18 protein-coding genes, 1 tRNA gene and 1 pseudogene are annotated in these 15,335 nt (G+C 63.1%); 8 read left to right on the top strand and 12 right to left on the bottom strand.

Going from position 1 to position 15,335, the window contains the following annotated elements; all coding sequences use genetic code 11:
* Positions 1–3 precede the first annotated feature (3 nt).
* On the bottom strand, positions 4–1,134 hold the full coding sequence (locus IVB48_RS30200; protein WP_247405835.1) for a GGDEF domain-containing protein: 1,131 nt from the start codon (positions 1,132–1,134) through the stop codon (positions 4–6).
* A 469-nt stretch (positions 1,135–1,603) separates the two neighbouring features.
* Between IVB48_RS30200 and IVB48_RS30195 the strand changes: the two genes are divergently transcribed.
* Both IVB48_RS30195 and IVB48_RS30190 read left to right on the top strand, forming a co-directional pair.
* Positions 1,604–1,873 carry a response regulator gene (locus IVB48_RS30195; RefSeq protein ID WP_247405833.1) on the top strand — a complete coding sequence of 90 codons (270 nt, stop codon included), beginning with the start codon at positions 1,604–1,606 and terminating at the stop codon, positions 1,871–1,873.
* Positions 1,874–2,173: 300 nt separating this feature from the next.
* A pseudogene (locus IVB48_RS30190) lies at positions 2,174–2,299 on the top strand (DUF3833 domain-containing protein); the annotation flags it as partial.
* Here the strand turns inward: IVB48_RS30190 and IVB48_RS30185 are convergent.
* The 7 genes from IVB48_RS30185 to IVB48_RS30155 all read right to left on the bottom strand — a co-directional run bounded on the left by IVB48_RS30185 (position 2,296) and on the right by IVB48_RS30155 (position 6,880).
* A complete protein-coding gene (locus IVB48_RS30185) occupies positions 2,296–2,559 on the bottom strand; it encodes a phasin family protein (RefSeq protein WP_247406458.1) in 264 nt (87 codons plus the stop codon). The pseudogene IVB48_RS30190 and the gene IVB48_RS30185 overlap by 4 nt on opposite strands.
* Before the next feature lie 22 nt (positions 2,560–2,581).
* Positions 2,582–2,773, bottom strand: coding sequence for a hypothetical protein (locus IVB48_RS30180; RefSeq protein ID WP_247405830.1), 192 nt, complete (start codon positions 2,771–2,773; stop codon positions 2,582–2,584).
* A 333-nt stretch (positions 2,774–3,106) separates the two neighbouring features.
* Positions 3,107–3,183 (bottom strand) — tRNA-Arg (locus IVB48_RS30175).
* 97 nt (positions 3,184–3,280) lie between these two features.
* Positions 3,281–4,237 (bottom strand): tripartite tricarboxylate transporter substrate-binding protein, encoded by a 957-nt coding sequence (locus IVB48_RS30170; RefSeq protein ID WP_247405827.1) that lies wholly within the window; start codon positions 4,235–4,237, stop codon positions 3,281–3,283.
* Positions 4,238–4,284: 47 nt separating this feature from the next.
* Positions 4,285–4,656 carry a cupin domain-containing protein gene (locus tag IVB48_RS30165; protein WP_247405825.1) on the bottom strand — a complete coding sequence of 124 codons (372 nt, stop codon included), beginning with the start codon at positions 4,654–4,656 and terminating at the stop codon, positions 4,285–4,287.
* 26 nt (positions 4,657–4,682) lie between these two features.
* Entirely contained in the window at positions 4,683–5,321 is a 639-nt protein-coding gene (locus tag IVB48_RS30160; protein WP_247405821.1) for an RraA family protein, read from the bottom strand.
* A gap of 41 nt (positions 5,322–5,362) precedes the next feature.
* Entirely contained in the window at positions 5,363–6,880 is a 1,518-nt protein-coding gene (locus IVB48_RS30155; protein ID WP_247405818.1) for an AMP-binding protein, read from the bottom strand.
* A gap of 208 nt (positions 6,881–7,088) precedes the next feature.
* On the opposite strand from IVB48_RS30155, the gene IVB48_RS30150 reads away from it, so the two are divergent.
* The gene (locus tag IVB48_RS30150; protein ID WP_007599309.1) at positions 7,089–7,721 is read left to right on the top strand and encodes a hypothetical protein; all 633 of its coding nucleotides are present in this window, start codon (positions 7,089–7,091) and stop codon (positions 7,719–7,721) included.
* A 114-nt stretch (positions 7,722–7,835) separates the two neighbouring features.
* On the opposite strand, the gene IVB48_RS30145 is transcribed toward IVB48_RS30150, so the two are convergent.
* Positions 7,836–8,051, bottom strand: coding sequence for a hypothetical protein (locus IVB48_RS30145; protein WP_247405816.1), 216 nt, complete (start codon positions 8,049–8,051; stop codon positions 7,836–7,838).
* A gap of 36 nt (positions 8,052–8,087) precedes the next feature.
* The gene (locus tag IVB48_RS30140) at positions 8,088–9,089 is read right to left on the bottom strand and encodes a 2-dehydropantoate 2-reductase (RefSeq protein WP_247405813.1); all 1,002 of its coding nucleotides are present in this window, start codon (positions 9,087–9,089) and stop codon (positions 8,088–8,090) included.
* Between the two features lie 159 nt (positions 9,090–9,248).
* Between IVB48_RS30140 and IVB48_RS30135 the strand changes: the two genes are divergently transcribed.
* On the top strand, positions 9,249–9,824 hold the full coding sequence (locus tag IVB48_RS30135; protein ID WP_247405809.1) for a YidB family protein: 576 nt from the start codon (positions 9,249–9,251) through the stop codon (positions 9,822–9,824).
* A 31-nt stretch (positions 9,825–9,855) separates the two neighbouring features.
* Positions 9,856–10,128, top strand: coding sequence for a GlsB/YeaQ/YmgE family stress response membrane protein (locus IVB48_RS30130; RefSeq protein WP_196236584.1), 273 nt, complete (start codon positions 9,856–9,858; stop codon positions 10,126–10,128).
* A gap of 180 nt (positions 10,129–10,308) precedes the next feature.
* Here the strand turns inward: IVB48_RS30130 and IVB48_RS30125 are convergent, their stop codons facing one another.
* Positions 10,309–11,094, bottom strand: coding sequence for an SDR family oxidoreductase (locus IVB48_RS30125; RefSeq protein WP_247405805.1), 786 nt, complete (start codon positions 11,092–11,094; stop codon positions 10,309–10,311).
* Between the two features lie 236 nt (positions 11,095–11,330).
* Between IVB48_RS30125 and IVB48_RS30120 the strand changes: the two genes are divergently transcribed.
* From IVB48_RS30120 to IVB48_RS30110, 3 genes are read left to right on the top strand one after another with little or no spacing between them, the layout of a single operon-like run.
* Positions 11,331–12,395: an acyl-CoA dehydrogenase family protein gene (locus IVB48_RS30120; protein WP_247405802.1), complete on the top strand. Its 1,065-nt coding sequence runs from the start codon at positions 11,331–11,333 to the stop codon at positions 12,393–12,395.
* Between the two features lie 17 nt (positions 12,396–12,412).
* Positions 12,413–13,573 (top strand): acyl-CoA dehydrogenase family protein, encoded by a 1,161-nt coding sequence (locus IVB48_RS30115; protein WP_247405800.1) that lies wholly within the window; start codon positions 12,413–12,415, stop codon positions 13,571–13,573.
* A gap of 15 nt (positions 13,574–13,588) precedes the next feature.
* Positions 13,589–14,407, top strand: a complete 819-nt coding sequence (locus tag IVB48_RS30110; RefSeq protein ID WP_247405797.1) for an enoyl-CoA hydratase/isomerase family protein — start codon at positions 13,589–13,591, stop codon at positions 14,405–14,407.
* 177 nt (positions 14,408–14,584) lie between these two features.
* On the opposite strand, the gene IVB48_RS30105 is transcribed toward IVB48_RS30110, so the two are convergent.
* On the bottom strand, positions 14,585–15,334 hold the full coding sequence (locus IVB48_RS30105) for a hypothetical protein (RefSeq protein ID WP_247283050.1): 750 nt from the start codon (positions 15,332–15,334) through the stop codon (positions 14,585–14,587).
* Between the last annotated feature and the right edge of the window lies 1 nt (position 15,335).

Below are 15,335 nucleotides of genomic sequence, written 5' to 3'. Positions count from 1 at the left end.
GCGTCAACTAGTCATGACACGATTGCGGCCTGCATCCTTCGCCTTGTACAGGGCTGCGTCAGCGCGCGCCAAGATGTCCTCCGGCGCATCATTGGGGCGAACCTGCGCTATGCCTGCGGAGAACGTCACGCGTAATTCGTCTGAAATAGAATTCCAGTCCAGTTCTGAAATAATTTGCCGCAGTTGGTCCATTGCCGAAAGGGCTTGATCCTTCGAGCCAAGCGGCATGACCACAAGAAATTCTTCGCCGCCATATCTGCCAAGCTTGTCTATGGAACGCATGTTGGCAGCAAGCGTGATTGCAAAGCCTCGCAGAACCTCGTCACCGGTTGGATGACCATAGCCGTCGTTGATGCGTTTGAAGAAATCTATGTCCAAAATAGCGACTGCGCACGGCGTACCTGCACGTTGCGCCCGTGCCATTTCATCGTTCAAACCGCGCAAGATGTAGCGCCGGTTTAGCACACCGGTGAGTTCATCGATGTGTGCAAGCTCTTCGATCTTGGCGTGCGCAACCTTCAGTTCATTGCCGCGCTTGTAAAGCGCTTCGCGGAGAGAAGCGCCATAGAGACCGGTGAACGCGCATCGGCCAAGAGCAGTGACAAAGCACAGCAAAGTTAGATGCCGCTCTGCAAACGACTCCATAGGCATGGCGATGGGCTGGTGAGTCAGAGTAAAGATGGACGTAAGGCCAATCGCAGCATACGCCCAAACGATGCCGGTCTGCCGAGCAGACATACGGAGTGCCCCAAACCCAAGGACCACGAAGACGATGCAGGCGAAATAGAATCCGACCTGGGGAATGAAATAGATTGCGGCTAGTTGGATGCCTATGCTTCCGAGACTCTGCGGCACCGTGAGGTAGTGATCCTGGAAGCGGTCATTGAAGTGCATTTCTGACAGGATCAACGTTATCGCGGTCCACCCAACTCCTGCCGCGAGGTACCAGGCTGAAGCGAAAGCCGGTATGGTGCCGTTGAGGGAGTAGAGAAATAGGATAGCAGCATCCAAGATGAAGCTGACCATCTGCGCAAGGTACATCTGCCGCCGCAAGCGGGCGCGCTTTTTAGAAGACTTATGATTGAAGGTGCGAGCGTCCGCCACCGCCGCACTTTGAATAGCAGACTCCGCCATGCCGGATTTTCCCGATTTCTGCCAAGGAAACCCGAAATGCGTTAAAATTCAACGGAAGACCGTTGGTTAGCGGATGGTTAAGCGCGCCTCATCGACGGAGTGCAAATCTATTTCGCATGGCTGTGAGAGGAAGGGCCGCCTGGCGGGCGATCCCTCCAAGGCAGCGCTAGTGAGGAGAGACCAACGCCGCCAAACTGAATGCCACCACGGAGGCGGCGGCTAACGACCACAATGCTATTGCTATCTCTCGCGGCATACGGATTTAACGGGACTCAATTCTTCGCGTTCCTAGCCGCTCCCCTAATTAGCTTTGGTTACAAAGTGCACACTCGCCACGCGAGCTTCCCAAGGAACATACGCCATTCACATATGTTAACCTGGCGAGGGGCCGTCGCCATGACCCACACGGTTTTGATAGTAGACGATGATCCTGACGTGCTCGATGTGATCGCAAGCATGCTGGAAAATATTGGGTGAAGTAGTCACCGCCCATAGCGGCTTCGAAGCTTTGGACAAGCTTCGCACTAACGAAAAAATCTCGATCCTGATCACCGACATAAACATGCCGGGGATGGATGGTCATGAACTGGCCGAACGAGCGCGACGCATTCGTCCATCCCTGAAGATGCTTCAACTGTCAGGGCGCGAGCAACGGAAGGGTGGACTACCATTGCTTAGAAAGCCTTTCACCGAAAATGACTTGGCTCGAGTGATGCAACAAACGACCGGCATTTGTTAGGGCAACAGCGACCCTAAGCATCGCTGAAGCTCTTCAAGTGGAAGGGGCTTCTGAAGAACGGGGCATTCCGCAAAGCTCTGCAGCCCCCCGGCACCATATCCGGTCGCTAAGGCGAATGGGATGCCCCTCGCCTGGGTGGCCCTTTTCGTTGAGCGCCGGAAGATGCCTCTGAGTCATTGCGTTGGCGACGGGCTTGGCTCAGGCGCCATAACAGCGCCGGGTCCGTCATGCACGCATGTGCCGGTGTTGCTCAACAAGCGCTTGGCTTGCGCAGGCATACGGCGGGCTTCGCTGCACAAGTCGTTCAAGCTGAACTTCGATGATTGGTTCTACGCGATTGATGATCGCGCGTGCATTGTCCGTGGAAGTGCCAGTCGTGCTGGCATTCCGTTCGCAACGGCGCACGTTACTTACAGGAAGCTCTAAACCTTTGGCGTGAACTCACGCATGAACTGGCTTGCGTGCTCGATTTGATTCCGCAGGTATTCCGCCTGAAGTGAAACAACCTCTTGAAGGCTTTTCGCCGCCGCAAGCTGCCGCGCGTATTCCAATGAAGTGGCGACGTTCTGTTGCGCGAAGTTCAGTGCAAGATCGCCCGGCAATTTGGCATGCTCAAAAAAAGAACGAGAATGCCTCTCGGTCTGGTCAATAGTCTTCTCAACAAGCTCGCGCACGTCGGGCGGCACGTCCAAATATTGATGTCGCATTTTATTGCCAGCGGATGGGCGTATACCGCAACTTGCGGTGCTCAATTTCGTTTTGAAGCTGTTCGGCGTAAGCGCGAACGTTCGGTCCAATGAAGCGGTAGCGACCACCGGTGGCATCATCGGCGGCCACTTGCCGCCGAATGCTCTGCCACATGGCAAGCAAGCTTTGATCTGTACTGCTTTTAAAGTTCATGTTCGCTCCGTTACTGATCCCTTCCAGATCGTAAACGGATGCGCAAGACCGAAGCGCGAACAAAAGCATGGCTAACCAGCTCGTCCGGTTAGCCAGGCGCTATTGCTAAACCTATGTAGTTTCTGGATTTCACTTGACGGATGGCGCTCCCTAGGGGAATCAAACCCCTGTTACAGCCTGGAGAGGTTATCGCTCTTTCAACAACCGTTGCTGCTAGTGGCAAGGGCCCGCGGATGCCCGGGTAAGGACTCCGTGCGTTACCCCGTTTGTTACCCAGGCCGCGTGAATCTACTAATCTTCGACAGCCAGTTCTTTATAAGTGACTGTTTTAGCTGGCGATCCCGGCATGACTCGAACATGCGACCTACGGTTTAGGAAACCGTCGCTCTATCCGGCTGAGCTACGGGACCGCGGAACCCGCAGAGCGGGTTACCGGGGCTTCATATCAAAGCGGAGGCGGGATCGGAAGCCCTCACCTCGATCAATGCAAACGCCAGCCGGACAGCCTCACGCCCGGATATTGTTGTCCTTCACCACCTTACCCCAAGTGGCGACCTGCCTGTCGAAGAAGGTCTTGAAGGCGGGACCATCCTCAAGCAGCAGCGTCATCTGCTGGGTCTCCTTGAGCTGCGCCGCGGTGGCGGGCTCGCTCAGGATCTCCTTGGACGCCGTCGTGAGGGCTGCGACGATGTCCGGCGGCGTCCCCGTCGGCGCGAAGATGCCCCACCAGGCCAGCGTCTCGAAATCCGGGAAGCCGGCCTCGATCGCGGTCGGCGTATCCGGCAGGCCGGGCAGCCGCTCGCGGCCGAGTTGCAGGATCGGGCGCAGCATGTTGGTGCCGAGCTGGGCTGCGACCAGCGCCGCAGATCCCGCGATCAGATCGACGTGGCCGCCGAGCACGTCGTTCATCGCGGGGCCGCCGCCGCGATAGGGCACGTGCATGATCTCGACGCCGGCCTTGTTGCCGAGCACGGTCATGGCGAGATGGCCGAGCGTGCCGATGCCGACGGAGGCATATTTCACCGCGCCGGGCGTCGCCTTGCAGGCCGCCACCACGTCGGCGAAGCTCTTGTAGGGACGGCCCGCACCGGCCGCGATCACATATGGCGCGGTGCCGACCAGCAACACCGGCATCAGCTCGCGCTCGACATCGACGGGCGGCTTGTCGAGGATGGAGGGGATCACCGCGTGGGAATCGAAGGTGACCAGGAACGTCGAGCCATCAGGCGGGCTCTTGGCGACCTGCGCCGCACCGAGCGCGCCGGCGGCGCCCGACTTGTTCTCGACGATGACGATGCGGTTGAGCTTGGTTTGCAGATGGCTCTGGAGCAGCCGCGCCATCGCATCGGTCGATCCGCCCGGCGGAAACGGCACCACCAGCGTGATTTTTGAAGCCTGCGCCAACGCCGGCGTCATCGCGAGAATAGCCGGCGCTGCGAGCAGCGTCCGTCGTGTGATCGTCATGGTATCCCTCCCCTGTTTTCTCGCGCCCGGCTTTTGCTCTTGGCGCTTTAGGTCGTTCCGAAACCGGATCCCGCTTTTCTGTATTCTGGCCGCGGCGGACTGAAGATGTCCAGCACGCGAGCGCCGTCGGGGCCGGCGCGCATGGTGTGCGGCACGTTGCCGGGCGTGCGCCAGAAATCGCCCTTCTTCACGGCAATCTCCTCATCGCCCTGGACACGGATGGCGGAGCCGTCGAGCAGCACGCCCCATTGCTCCTCGGGATGATGGTGCAGCGTGCCTTGCGCATGCGGCGCCAGGGTCACCACCGACAGCATGGCCTGCTCGCCGGAGAAGATGCGCGTGGTCACGCCTGCCGCGAGCTCGCGAAACAATCCGCCGGCTGTGTCGTCGAGATTGTGGAATTCGTCCTTCTGGCTCACGCCATCCTCCCCTTCTTTTTCTCTGTTCAGGATTTGCCATACGAGCCCTGATAACGGCCCTCGCGGATCGCCTTCAGCGTCTCCTCCTCGCGCGCGACCTGGGCCCGCACGGCATCCAGCAACGCCGCGGCACCGGAGGCGGCAAACGACACCACGCCGTCCTCGTCGCCGACGACGATGTCGCCGGGCGAGATCACGCTGCCGCCGATCGAAACAGGCACGTTGATCTCGCCGGGGCCGTTCTTGTAGGGGCCGCGGTGGATCACCGCGCGGGCGTAGCAGGGGAAGTCGTCGGCCGCGAAGGATGCGACATCGCGGATGGCGCCGTCGATCACATAGCCTTCGGCTTTGCGCCACCTCGCGATGGTCTTCATGATCTCGCCGACCAGCGCGCGCGTCTCGTCGCCACCGCCGTCGACCACGATGACGTCGCCGGGGCCCACCAGCTCGAGCGCGCGGTGGATGGCGAGATTGTCGCCGGGACGGGTGCGGACCGTGAAGGCCGTGCCCACCAGCTTGGCGCCGTGATGATAGGGCTTGAGGCCCACTGCGCCCGGCAGCCGCCCGAGATTGTCCGAAATGACCGAGGTCGGCGCACCGCGAAAACCCTCGATGATCGCGGCCGGTGGCTTCGGCACGGAGTTCGCAGCGATGGTGATGGTCATGTCCCAAAATCCTTGTCATTGCCTCACTTGGCGTGCGCCCTTTACTCTGCGTGCGCCCGCGCCTTCGCCGGCCAAATCCGGAAGGCGCGCCCTTCCTTCATCCATGTTGCGCGCTCGTCGCGCAACATGGTGCGGCGAACTTTTCCGGAATCATCGCGCGGCGGGGCGCTGACGATCTCAAAACTTTCAGGATGCTTGTAGCGGCTGAGCCGATCCTTCAGGAAATCCGCCATGCCGTCGGCGATCGTCTGGCCGTCCGCGTCGGGCTCCGGCTCGACGATGGCATGCACGCGCTGGCCCAATTCCGGATCGGGCAGTCCTACCACCACGCAGGACCGCACGCCGGGGAACTCGGAGACCGCCGCCTCGACCTCGGCCGGATAGATGTTGGCACCGCCACGCAAGACCATGTCGGCAAGGCGGTCGCCGAGATAGAGATAGCCTTCGGCGTCCAGCCGGCCGATGTCGCCGAGCGATTCCCAGCCATCGGCGCGCCGCTTCGGCTCGGCGCCGAGATAGTGATAGGTGGCGTCTTGGCCGTCATTGTTGAGGAAATAGATCTCGCCCGTCTCGCCCGGCGCGACGTCGTTGCCGTCCTCGCCGATGACACGCAGCTTCGCCGTCTCGCCGATCTTGCCGACCGAGCCTTTATGCGTCAGCCATTCCGTGCCTGATATGATGCAGGAGCCTTGGCGTTCGGTGCCGCCATAGAGCTCCCAGACCCTGTCAGGTCCGAGCCAGGCGATCCAGTTTTCCTTCAGCCAGGGCGGCATGGGTGCAGCCATATGAAACACGGTCTGAAGGCTCGAGACGTCGTAGGCGTTGCGCACGTGCTCCGGCAGCGCCCAGATCCGGTGCATCATGGTGGGCACGAAATTGACCCATTGCACGCGCTCGCGCGCGATTTGCCGCAGCGCCTCCTCGGCATCGAACTTGACGAGGCCGGTGAGCTGGCCGCCGGTGAACAGCGCGTAATGCGACACGATGAACGGCGCATTGTGATAGAGCGGACCGGGATTGAGCAGCGAGACCCCGAAGGGGATGTTGAGCGGCGGCGTGGCGATGGTGTCGGTCACCGCCGGCTGGTGATCGAGGATCACCTTCGGGCGGCCGGTCGATCCGCCGCTGGTCATGGCTTTCCAATAGCGCGCCACCGGTGCGGTGAGCGGCTCGTCCGAAAAGCCTTCCGGCACGAAATCCGCAGGCAGTCGGTTCGGCGCGTTCCAGTCGACTTCGCCGCCAGCCACCAGGGCCGGCTTCAAGATGTCGAGCACCGCGGCGGCTTCGCCGCGCGGCAGCCGCCATGACAGCGAGGTCGGCGTCGCTCCGCATTTCCACACCGCAAACGAGGTCTCGAAGAACGCATTGCCGTTCGGCAAACCGATCGCGACGAAGTCGCCGGGCCTGACGCCCTTGGCCATGAACGCCCGCGCGCGCCGGTTGGCGCCGCGCTCGAGCGCATCCCATGTCAGCGTATCCTGCCCGTGACGGACGGCGATCGTGCCTTGCGGTTTGCGCTCGGCGTACCAGCGCGGCACATCGGACAGGGGCAGCAGCATCAGGCGTTTCCACTTCGTTTTCTTGGCGTCGCCAATGAGGCGACCGCAGGATGAAGTGACGCTGTGACTCCTGAGCCACGTCAAGCAAAAAATGTCAGCATCGCAGCCATGAAATTCCCGGGTTCCATGGGTGACAAGCCGGCCATAAAGGGGCAAAAATCAGTCCGACTCAGCTCGGGTTGAGTTTTGCAAGGAATGCTCTCGTAGAATGTCGGACGTAGTTGCATCGCGTCGTGCGGCGCTTGTGGTTGCCGCAGCAGGATTTTTCCTGCTGGCGCCGTCGCATGCCCAGGCACAATGGTGGAAGCGCGCGCCTGTTGACTTCGAGGCCTGCGCCGACGCCGCCGAAAAAGCCACGACCAAATCCGAGAAGACGGCTGCGCTTGCCGACTGCAACGCCAAATTCGCCGGCCGGCGCAAGGCAGGCGGCGGCTATTCCTATTACGATTTCCTCCAGGACCGCACCTTCGATATCGCCGGCCCCAATCCGACGCCGGAGGAGCAGAAGAAGATCGACGAAGCCTACACCGCCTATCTCGCCAATCAGCGCCGCAGCAATGAAGCCGCGCAGGCCACCGCGCGCCAGCAGCGCGAGCAGCAGGAACAACAAGTGCAGCAGCTCCAGCGGGTCGCGTTGCGAACCGAGGTCGAGCGCGTGCCGGTGCCGGTCGAGCGGCCGAAAGTCCAGCAGGCCGCCATCGGCGACGCGCGGCCGCGGCCGAAGGGCGCGCCCTGCACCAAGGGCTCGTTCTCCTGCGAATGGCCGCGGCTGTCGGATGGTTTGAACGACATCAAGAAGCTGTTCAGCCCGACGCCGAGCAAGCCGGCGAAGAAGGGCTGAGTCTCCGCCGTCATTGCGAGCGCAGCGAAGCAATCCAGGGTCTTTCCGCGTGGGGATTCTGGATTGCTTCGCTGCGCTCGCAATGACGGGGTGATGGAGACCGCGCTTACATCCTCAGTTCGGAGGCTTCTTCTTGCTGCGCTTGGGAGACGCAACGGGCGCATTCGCAGGCGCCGTTGTCGTCGGAGAACTGCCCAATTGCGACCTGCTCTCCTGCAATCGCCTGTCATAGCCGGGAGAGTTCATGACCGTCGGCGGCCGGGCCTCCGCGACCGAGGACGCGGCGCAGAGCACGGTCAACGCGAATCCGATCGTCAGACGACGTTTCATCGTTGCTCCTCCCGTCGCGCAGCCTGAACTCATGCGTTATCCGCGAACCTGCTGCGGCGTCAGCCGCGGTGAGCCCTTGCCCGCAGCCTCAGCCTCTTTGATCAGCGCAACAATGCGGCGCGACAGCGGCACGTCGACATTGTTTTGTTCGGCGAGCGCGATGATCGCGCCCTGGAGATAGTCGACCTCGGTCTTGCGGCCCTGCTTCAAATCCTGCCACATCGAGGAACGCGCCTCGGGATCGATCTTCATGGTCCGTCCCAGGATCAGCTTGAAAATCGAATCAGGCAGTCTCAGCAAGCTGGGCGTCCAGGATGACGGGATCGGCGTCGCCGAGACCGGTGTAATGCCCGCGGCCCTCATCGCAGCCAGCCCTTCCGCCATCTGGTCGGCGAACAGCCTTCGCCAGTCGCGGTTCGCCAATTGCGCGGCAAGCGGCATATCGGACAAGGCGCTGAGCGCGTTGTTCAAATTGATGATCAACTTGCCCCATTGTACGCCGGTGATGTCGCGGCTCGCGCGCATGGCGAGCCCCGGCACCGACAGCGCTGCGGCCGTGTTCGCGTCGTCTTCGCCAACATGAATGTCGCCGGAGGTCGAGCGGTGGAAGCGGCCCTCGCCCATCCCGACCACGTTGAAAGGCACCATGCCGGCGAGCACGCGGCGGTCGCCGAGGCGCTCGCGCAGCACCGCGACATTGCCGACGCCGTTTTGCAGCGAGACGATGACGGCGTCCTGCGGCGCATGCTGCGCGATCTGGTCGGCGACACCTGCCGTGTCGGCGCTCTTCACCGTGACCAGCACGATGCCGGCGCTGTGAAAGATCGCGGGATCTTCCGACAGCGCGAGGCGGCCTGGGTCGAGCTTCGTCTCGGAGCCGTCGAAATCGGTCAGAACCAGGCCGAACCGCTCGATCTCGGTCTTCACCCGCGGCCGCACCAGGAACGCGACGCGGTGGCCGGCAGCCGCCAGGGTGCCGCCGACGAAACATCCGATGGCGCCTGCGCCGGCCACCACGATCGGTCGATCCGTCATCACCTCGGCTTGCCCCCTTTAACGATCTGCCCTCGATAGCAGAGGCTGTGCCTGCTGCCCATTCCCGCAGTTGCGGCGCAATCGCCTTGTAACCGTCATGACAGCCTCATATGTTTTCGAACGGGGCTTGTTACCGGCAAGAAAGCGCCAAAGGAGAACGCCATGGGTTTGCTCGACGTCCTCAACGGCATGCAGAACGGCCCGCGCGGCCCAAGCACGCCGAGTTCACAATCCTCATCCAGCGGCGGCATGTCGCCCATGACCATGGCCCTCCTTGGCCTGCTCGCCTGGAAGGCATTCAAGCATTTGAGCGGCAACCAGACCGGCAGCGCGCCGCAGCCGTCTCCGGCACCGACGCATCTCCCCCCGCCGGTGAATGCGGGCGCTGGCGGTGGCCTCGGTGACCTGTTGAAGGGCGGCCTTGGCGGCCTGCTCGCGGGCGGCGCGGCCGGCACCGTGCTCAGCGGCGGGCTCGGCGATCTCCTCAACCAGCTCCAGCAGAGCGGTCATGGCGACGCTGCCAATACCTGGGTCGGCAAGGGCGAGAACAAGGCGATCGCACCAGGCGATCTCGCCAATGCGCTCGGCGCCGACCAGATCGAGAGCCTGTCCGCCCAAAGCGGCCTGTCTCGTGACGAGCTGCTCTCCGGCCTCAGCCAGTATCTGCCGCAGGTGGTCGATCATCTGACGCCGGACGGACGGCTGCCGACCGAACATGAGATCGCGGGCAGAGTCTGATTTAGTTTAGTCAAACGAGGGAAGCACGGACATGAGCATGGGTGGCTTGTTGTGGATCATCGTCGTCGGCTTCGTCGCCGGCCTCATCGCGCGTTGGCTGGCGCCGGGACCGAACAATCCGAGCGGCTTCATCCTCACCACCATCCTCGGCATCGCCGGCGCGTTTCTCGCGACCTTCATCGGCCAGGCCATCGGGCACTACAGTCCCGACCAGGGCGCGGGATTCATCATGGCCACCATCGGCGCCGTGGTGGTGCTATTCATCTGGCACCGGCTGGTGGCGAGCGGCGTGATCAAGGGGTAGCGCGCCAGTGTGAGCTATCAACATACTCGGTGTCGTCCCGGCGAAGGCCGGGACCCATAGCCACCGAATTCAGTTTGGCGAAGACTAGCAATTCCCGGTTTCGCGCCTCACTACCTCTTGTGGTTATGGGTCCCGGCCTTCGCCGGGACGACGCCCGTATTTGCCGCGCTAGCCGCGCCCTCACGTCACCAAATGCATGCCCGCATCCATGCGCACGACCTCGCCGGTCATGTTGCTGGAGGCCGGCATCGCCAGGAAGCAGACGAGTTGCGCGATGTCTTCCGCCGATGATGCGACCTTCAGCGGCACCTTGGCCACGACGCTGTCGCGCACTTGCTTGGCGCCCGCCTCGCCACGGCCTTTGGTGAACCAGGGCGTATCGATATAGCCCGGGCATACCGTGTTGACACGGATCAGCGGCGCCAGCGCGCGCGACAGCGACAGCGTCATCGTGTTGAGCGCGCCCTTGCTCGCGGCGTATGCGATCGACGATCCGACGCCGCTGATGCCGGCGACGGAGGAGATGTTGACCACGGCGGACGGCCGCCCAGAGGCCTTGGCGCCCGCCTCGAGCAGGCTGCGCGCCGCGCGCACCATCTGGAACGGGCCGATGGTGTTGACGCCGTACAGGCGCTGGAAATCTTCCGCCGACAATCCATCGAGATCGGCATGAGCGACATGCTTGGTGGTGCCGGCATTGTTGACGAGCACGTCGAGCCGGCCCCAGGCGCCAGCTGCCGCAACGATCTTGCGGCAATCGTCATCCTTGGAGACGTCGCCCTGCGCGACCAGAACTTCCGGTGAGCCCGCTTTGCGGCACAGCTCAGCGGTCGCCTCCGCTTCCTTCTGGCTCGAGGAATAGTTGATGACGAGCCGCGCTCCGCTCCGTGCGAGAATTTCCGCGGTCGCAGCACCCAGGCCGGAGGCGGACCCCGTCACGATTACGCACAAACTGTCCTTTGCCATCCGGATTTCCTTCCCCTTGATTGAGTATCGACATTCTGTTTAGCGAGTTTGCCGCGCCCTGCAAATCGAGCAAACTCCGCTAAGCGGAATTAGCTCATCGCCCATGCCCGCGCCGCAGGTTGACCTGCGATCAGCGCTTGTCAGGGCCATGGCTTTTTTGGATCATCGGGCGCAAGAAGAACCTGCGCGTCCGCCCACGGGGCGGGAAGCGCCAATGGCAAAACACGGGGAACGCTGTGGCGGAGAGTGACAATATCGTCGTCGAGACCGCGGAGAAAATCTTCGCCAATCTCGCCGATCCGCAGACCGTCAACAACGACAAGAAGGATTCGTGGCAGGCGCCGCTGTGGCAGGCGCTGAGCGAAGCCGGCTTGCCGTTGGCCTGGGTGCCGGACGATCTCGGCGGCTCCGGCGCGAGCCTTGCCGACGGCTTTGCGCTGCTGAACGCGGCCGGCCGTTTCGCAGTCGCGGTTCCCCTGGCCGAGACCATGCTCGCCGGCTGGCTGCTGGCGCAGGCGAAGATCGCCTCCCCCGAGGGCGAGATGACGGTGCTGCCGGCATCCCCGAAGGATCGGATCACGCGCGATGCCGATGGTGCGCTCTCCGGCCGCGCCCGCGGCGTGCCCTTCGCAAAGGCGGCAAAGCACTTCGCAGTGCTGGTCCACGGCAAGGACGGCGCCTCGATCGCGCTGGTCGATGCGAGCAAGGGCCGGATCGAGACCGGGCTCAATGTCGGCTACGACCACAGCGACACCGTCACGCTCGACAAGGTGCAGCCCGTCACCGCCAAGCCCGCCCCGAGCGGCTTTGACCAGACCACAATGATGCTGATGGGCGGCGCCGCGCGCAGCCTTCAGATCGCGGGCGCGCTGGAATCGATGCTTGACATCTCCGTGCGCTATTCCAACGAGCGCGTCGCGTTCGAAAAGAAGATCTCGAAATTCCAGGCCGTGCAGCACAATCTCGCCCGCCTTGCCGGCGAGTCGGCTGCCGCCCTGGCCGCGGCGACCTCCGCGGCCGACGCCATCGCCAACGCAAAGTCGTTCGACGACGCGGTCTATCTCGAAGCCGCCTCGGCAAAAATCCGCTGCGCGGAAGCCGCGGAAAAGGGCGGCGCCATTGCGCATCAGGTCCATGGCGCGATCGGCTTCACCTTGGAGCACATCCTGCACCGCTATTCGCTGCGTGCACTGGCCTGGCGCGACGATTTCGGTTCGGAGAGCCACTGGGCCGTCGAGCTCGGCAAGCTCATTGCAAACCGCGGCGCCGACGAATTGTGGCCGCTCGTGGCTTCGCGCTGACCAGGGACGAGACAACAATGACCGCTGCCCTCCGTTTCGATCCGATCCGTCTGCCCGAGAAATGCGAGCAATTGCGCAAGGAAGTGCGCGCCTTCCTCGCCGAAGAGATCGCCGCCGGCACCTTCGATCCGCACAAGCCCAACCGCGAAGACACCGACGCGCCGGAATTTTCCCGCCGGGTCGGCGCCAAGGGCTGGCTCGGCATGACATGGCCGAAAAAATATGGCGGCCAGGAACGCTCCTTCCTCGAACGTTACGTGGTGACGGAGGAGATGCGCGTCGCCAACGCGCCGACGCGGCGATTCTTCGTCGCCGACCGCCAGAGCGGGCCGGTGCTGATCAAATACGCGCCCGAGCACATCAAGATGGACATCCTGCCGCGCATTTGCCGCGGCGAGATCTGCTTCGCGATCGGCATGAGCGAACCGAACTCCGGCTCGGACCTGTTCGCCGCGAAGACGCGAGCGACCAAGACCGACGGCGGCTATCTCATCAACGGCACCAAGATATGGACCTCGTCGGCGCATATCGCCGACTACATGATCGCGATCTTCCGGACGTCGCAGCCGACCAAGGAAAACCGCCGTCACGGCCTGACCCAGTTCCTGGTCAAGATGAAGCAGCCGGGCATCCAGGTGAACCCGATCGGCCAGATCACCGGCCAGTACGAGTTCAACGAGGTCGTCTTCACCGATTTCTTCGTGCCCGACGACCATGTGCTCGGCGAAGTCGACGGCGCCTGGAAGCAGGCCACCAGCGAGCTCGCCTATGAGCGTTCGGGCCCCGAGCGCTTCCTGGAGACCTATTATGTGCTGACCGAGTTGGTTCGCGCTGTCGGCCCCGATCCTGATACCCGCAGTGCCGAAGGCATCGGCCGGCTGGTGGCGCAGCTCCACACCATGCGGCGCATGTCGGTCTCGGTCGCGGGCATGTTGCAGGCCGGCAAGGAGCCGGTCGTGGAAGCGTCCATCGTCAAGGACATCGGCACGGTGTGGGAGCAGCAGCTGCCGCATCGCGTGCGCGATCTCGCCGCCTTCGTCGAGGAGACCGCGACCAACCGCGAGACGCTGGAGCGGCAGCTCGACTTCGCGATCAAGACCGCGCCGAAACTCACCATCCAGGGCGGCACCACCGAGGTGCTGCGCGGCATCATCGCCCGCGGGCTTGGTCTGCGCTAACTCTCCGAGGACATCATGAGCACTTACAAAGATATCGGCGTCGAGAAAGTTGGTCACGTCGGCACCATCGAGATCCGCCGCCCGCCGCTGAACTTCTTCGACATTTCGCTGATCAACCAGATCGCGGACGCGCTCGACGCGTTCGATCGCGACATCGAGATTCGCGCCTCGGTGCTGTCGGCGCAGGGCAAGGCGTTTTGCGCCGGCGCGAATTTCCAGGATCCGGCACGGCAGGCGCAAGAGGCACGCGAAGCCGACAAGACGGCAAAGGGCGATCCGGCCGACAGCCTCGGGGCGATCAACCATCTCTATATCCAGGCCGTGCGCATCTTCCGCGCCAAGAAGCCGATCGTCGCGGCCGTGCAGGGCGCCGCCATCGGTGGCGGATTGGGCCTCGCGGTCTCGGCGGACTTCCGGGTCACCTGCCCCGAAGCGCGATTCTCCGCAAACTTTACCAAGCTTGGCTTTCATCCCGGCTTCGGCCTGACCGTGACGCTGCCCGAGCTGATCGGCAAGAACAACGCCGAGCTGATGTTCTACACCAGCCGCCGCGTCACCGGCGAGGAGGCCTTCAAATGGGGCCTCGCCAACGAACTGGTGCCGCAGGACCAGGTCAAGACGGCCGCACTGAAGCTCGCCAGCGAAATCGCCGAATGCTCCCCGCTCGGCCTCGTCTCCACCCGCGCCACGATGCGCGCCGGGTTGGCCGACCGCGTCATGGCCGCGACCAATCACGAGCTCGAGGAGCAGACCCGCCTGCGCGCGACGGAAGACTTCAAGGAAGGCGTGAAAGCCACGGAAGAGCGCCGCGCGGCGAATTTCAAGGGAAGGTGATTGCGGCAGGGTCGCGCCGCACGCCCTCTCTCAATCCGTCATCCTGAGGTGCTCCCAGCGCGATGCCTAGCATCGCGCTGGGAGCCTCGAAGGATGAGCGGCCCCGCTGGTGGCCGTCGCCCTTCGAGGCTCGCCCAAGAGGCGAGCACCTCAGGGTGACGGATCACTACCAAGCACTCAACTGACGCGGAACGTCACCCCGCCGAGCAAGAACTCGTTGCCCGCCACGGCATGTCCCTTCGCCCTCGCGGCGTGCAACACACCGGCAACATCAGCGACCCGAAACTCCAGCGCGCTCATGATTTCGCTGGCGCCCTTCACGAAACGGAAGGTCGCGTTGGGCAACTTCAGTTCAGCATCGCCGCTCGGCGCAACGCCGATGATCTTGCCCCAATGCTCGGCCAGCCCTTGCGGATCCGGGCTCTGCATTTCCACGCTCGTCAACGCCTGCGTCACGTCCTTGCGGATGAATTTTTGCCAGTCTGGCCCCGCCGGTGGATACGGACCCAAAATGTCGTCGCTGCCTTCGGTGTGGTTGAACTCGATGAAGGCGGCGCGGCAGTCGCGGGGATGGAGCTGCACGCCGTGATAGGGCGCGTGGTCGATGACGTTGGCGGTGCGCACGCCAAGCGCGTTGGCGTTACGACCGCGCTCGTCGGGATCGTTGCAGCAGAAGATCGCCATGTAGCCGCCGCGCCCGCCGCTCTTCTCGATGAAGCGGCCGGCCGTGGTGCCGTCCTTGAACGGCGCGACCACCTCCAGCAGGATCGTGTCGACCGGCAGCAGCGCGTTCTCCAGGCCGTACTTTGCGACATTGCCATCGCGGTAGCAGACAGCGAGACCCATGATATCAGCGATATCGGTGATTACGGGCGCGAGCTGCGGCGCGACCAGGCAGATCTGCCGCAACCGCATATAGGGCGCCATC

Origin of the sequence: Bradyrhizobium sp. 76, from assembly GCF_023073025.1 — a bacterium.
GTDB lineage: Bacteria > Pseudomonadota > Alphaproteobacteria > Rhizobiales > Xanthobacteraceae > Bradyrhizobium.
Note: the sequence above shows the minus strand (reverse complement) of the source record. Positions and strands in the feature narration are given on the sequence as shown.

Coding starts and splice junctions, on each gene's coding strand:
- IVB48_RS30130 (WP_196236584.1), top strand. CDS start 9,856: ATGAGCATGGGTGGCTTGTTGTGGATCATCGTCGTCGGCTTCGTCGCC.
- IVB48_RS30170 (WP_247405827.1), bottom strand. CDS start 4,237: ATGACGATCACACGACGGACGCTGCTCGCAGCGCCGGCTATTCTCGCG.
- IVB48_RS30200 (WP_247405835.1), bottom strand. CDS start 1,134: ATGGCGGAGTCTGCTATTCAAAGTGCGGCGGTGGCGGACGCTCGCACC.
- IVB48_RS30110 (WP_247405797.1), top strand. CDS start 13,589: ATGAGCACTTACAAAGATATCGGCGTCGAGAAAGTTGGTCACGTCGGC.
- IVB48_RS30160 (WP_247405821.1), bottom strand. CDS start 5,321: ATGACCATCACCATCGCTGCGAACTCCGTGCCGAAGCCACCGGCCGCG.
- IVB48_RS30155 (WP_247405818.1), bottom strand. CDS start 6,880: ATGCTGCTGCCCCTGTCCGATGTGCCGCGCTGGTACGCCGAGCGCAAA.
- IVB48_RS30105 (WP_247283050.1), bottom strand. CDS start 15,334: ATGGCGCCCTATATGCGGTTGCGGCAGATCTGCCTGGTCGCGCCGCAG.
- IVB48_RS30180 (WP_247405830.1), bottom strand. CDS start 2,773: ATGAACTTTAAAAGCAGTACAGATCAAAGCTTGCTTGCCATGTGGCAG.
- IVB48_RS30145 (WP_247405816.1), bottom strand. CDS start 8,051: ATGAAACGTCGTCTGACGATCGGATTCGCGTTGACCGTGCTCTGCGCC.
- IVB48_RS30125 (WP_247405805.1), bottom strand. CDS start 11,094: ATGGCAAAGGACAGTTTGTGCGTAATCGTGACGGGGTCCGCCTCCGGC.
- IVB48_RS30150 (WP_007599309.1), top strand. CDS start 7,089: ATGTCGGACGTAGTTGCATCGCGTCGTGCGGCGCTTGTGGTTGCCGCA.
- IVB48_RS30135 (WP_247405809.1), top strand. CDS start 9,249: ATGGGTTTGCTCGACGTCCTCAACGGCATGCAGAACGGCCCGCGCGGC.
- IVB48_RS30115 (WP_247405800.1), top strand. CDS start 12,413: ATGACCGCTGCCCTCCGTTTCGATCCGATCCGTCTGCCCGAGAAATGC.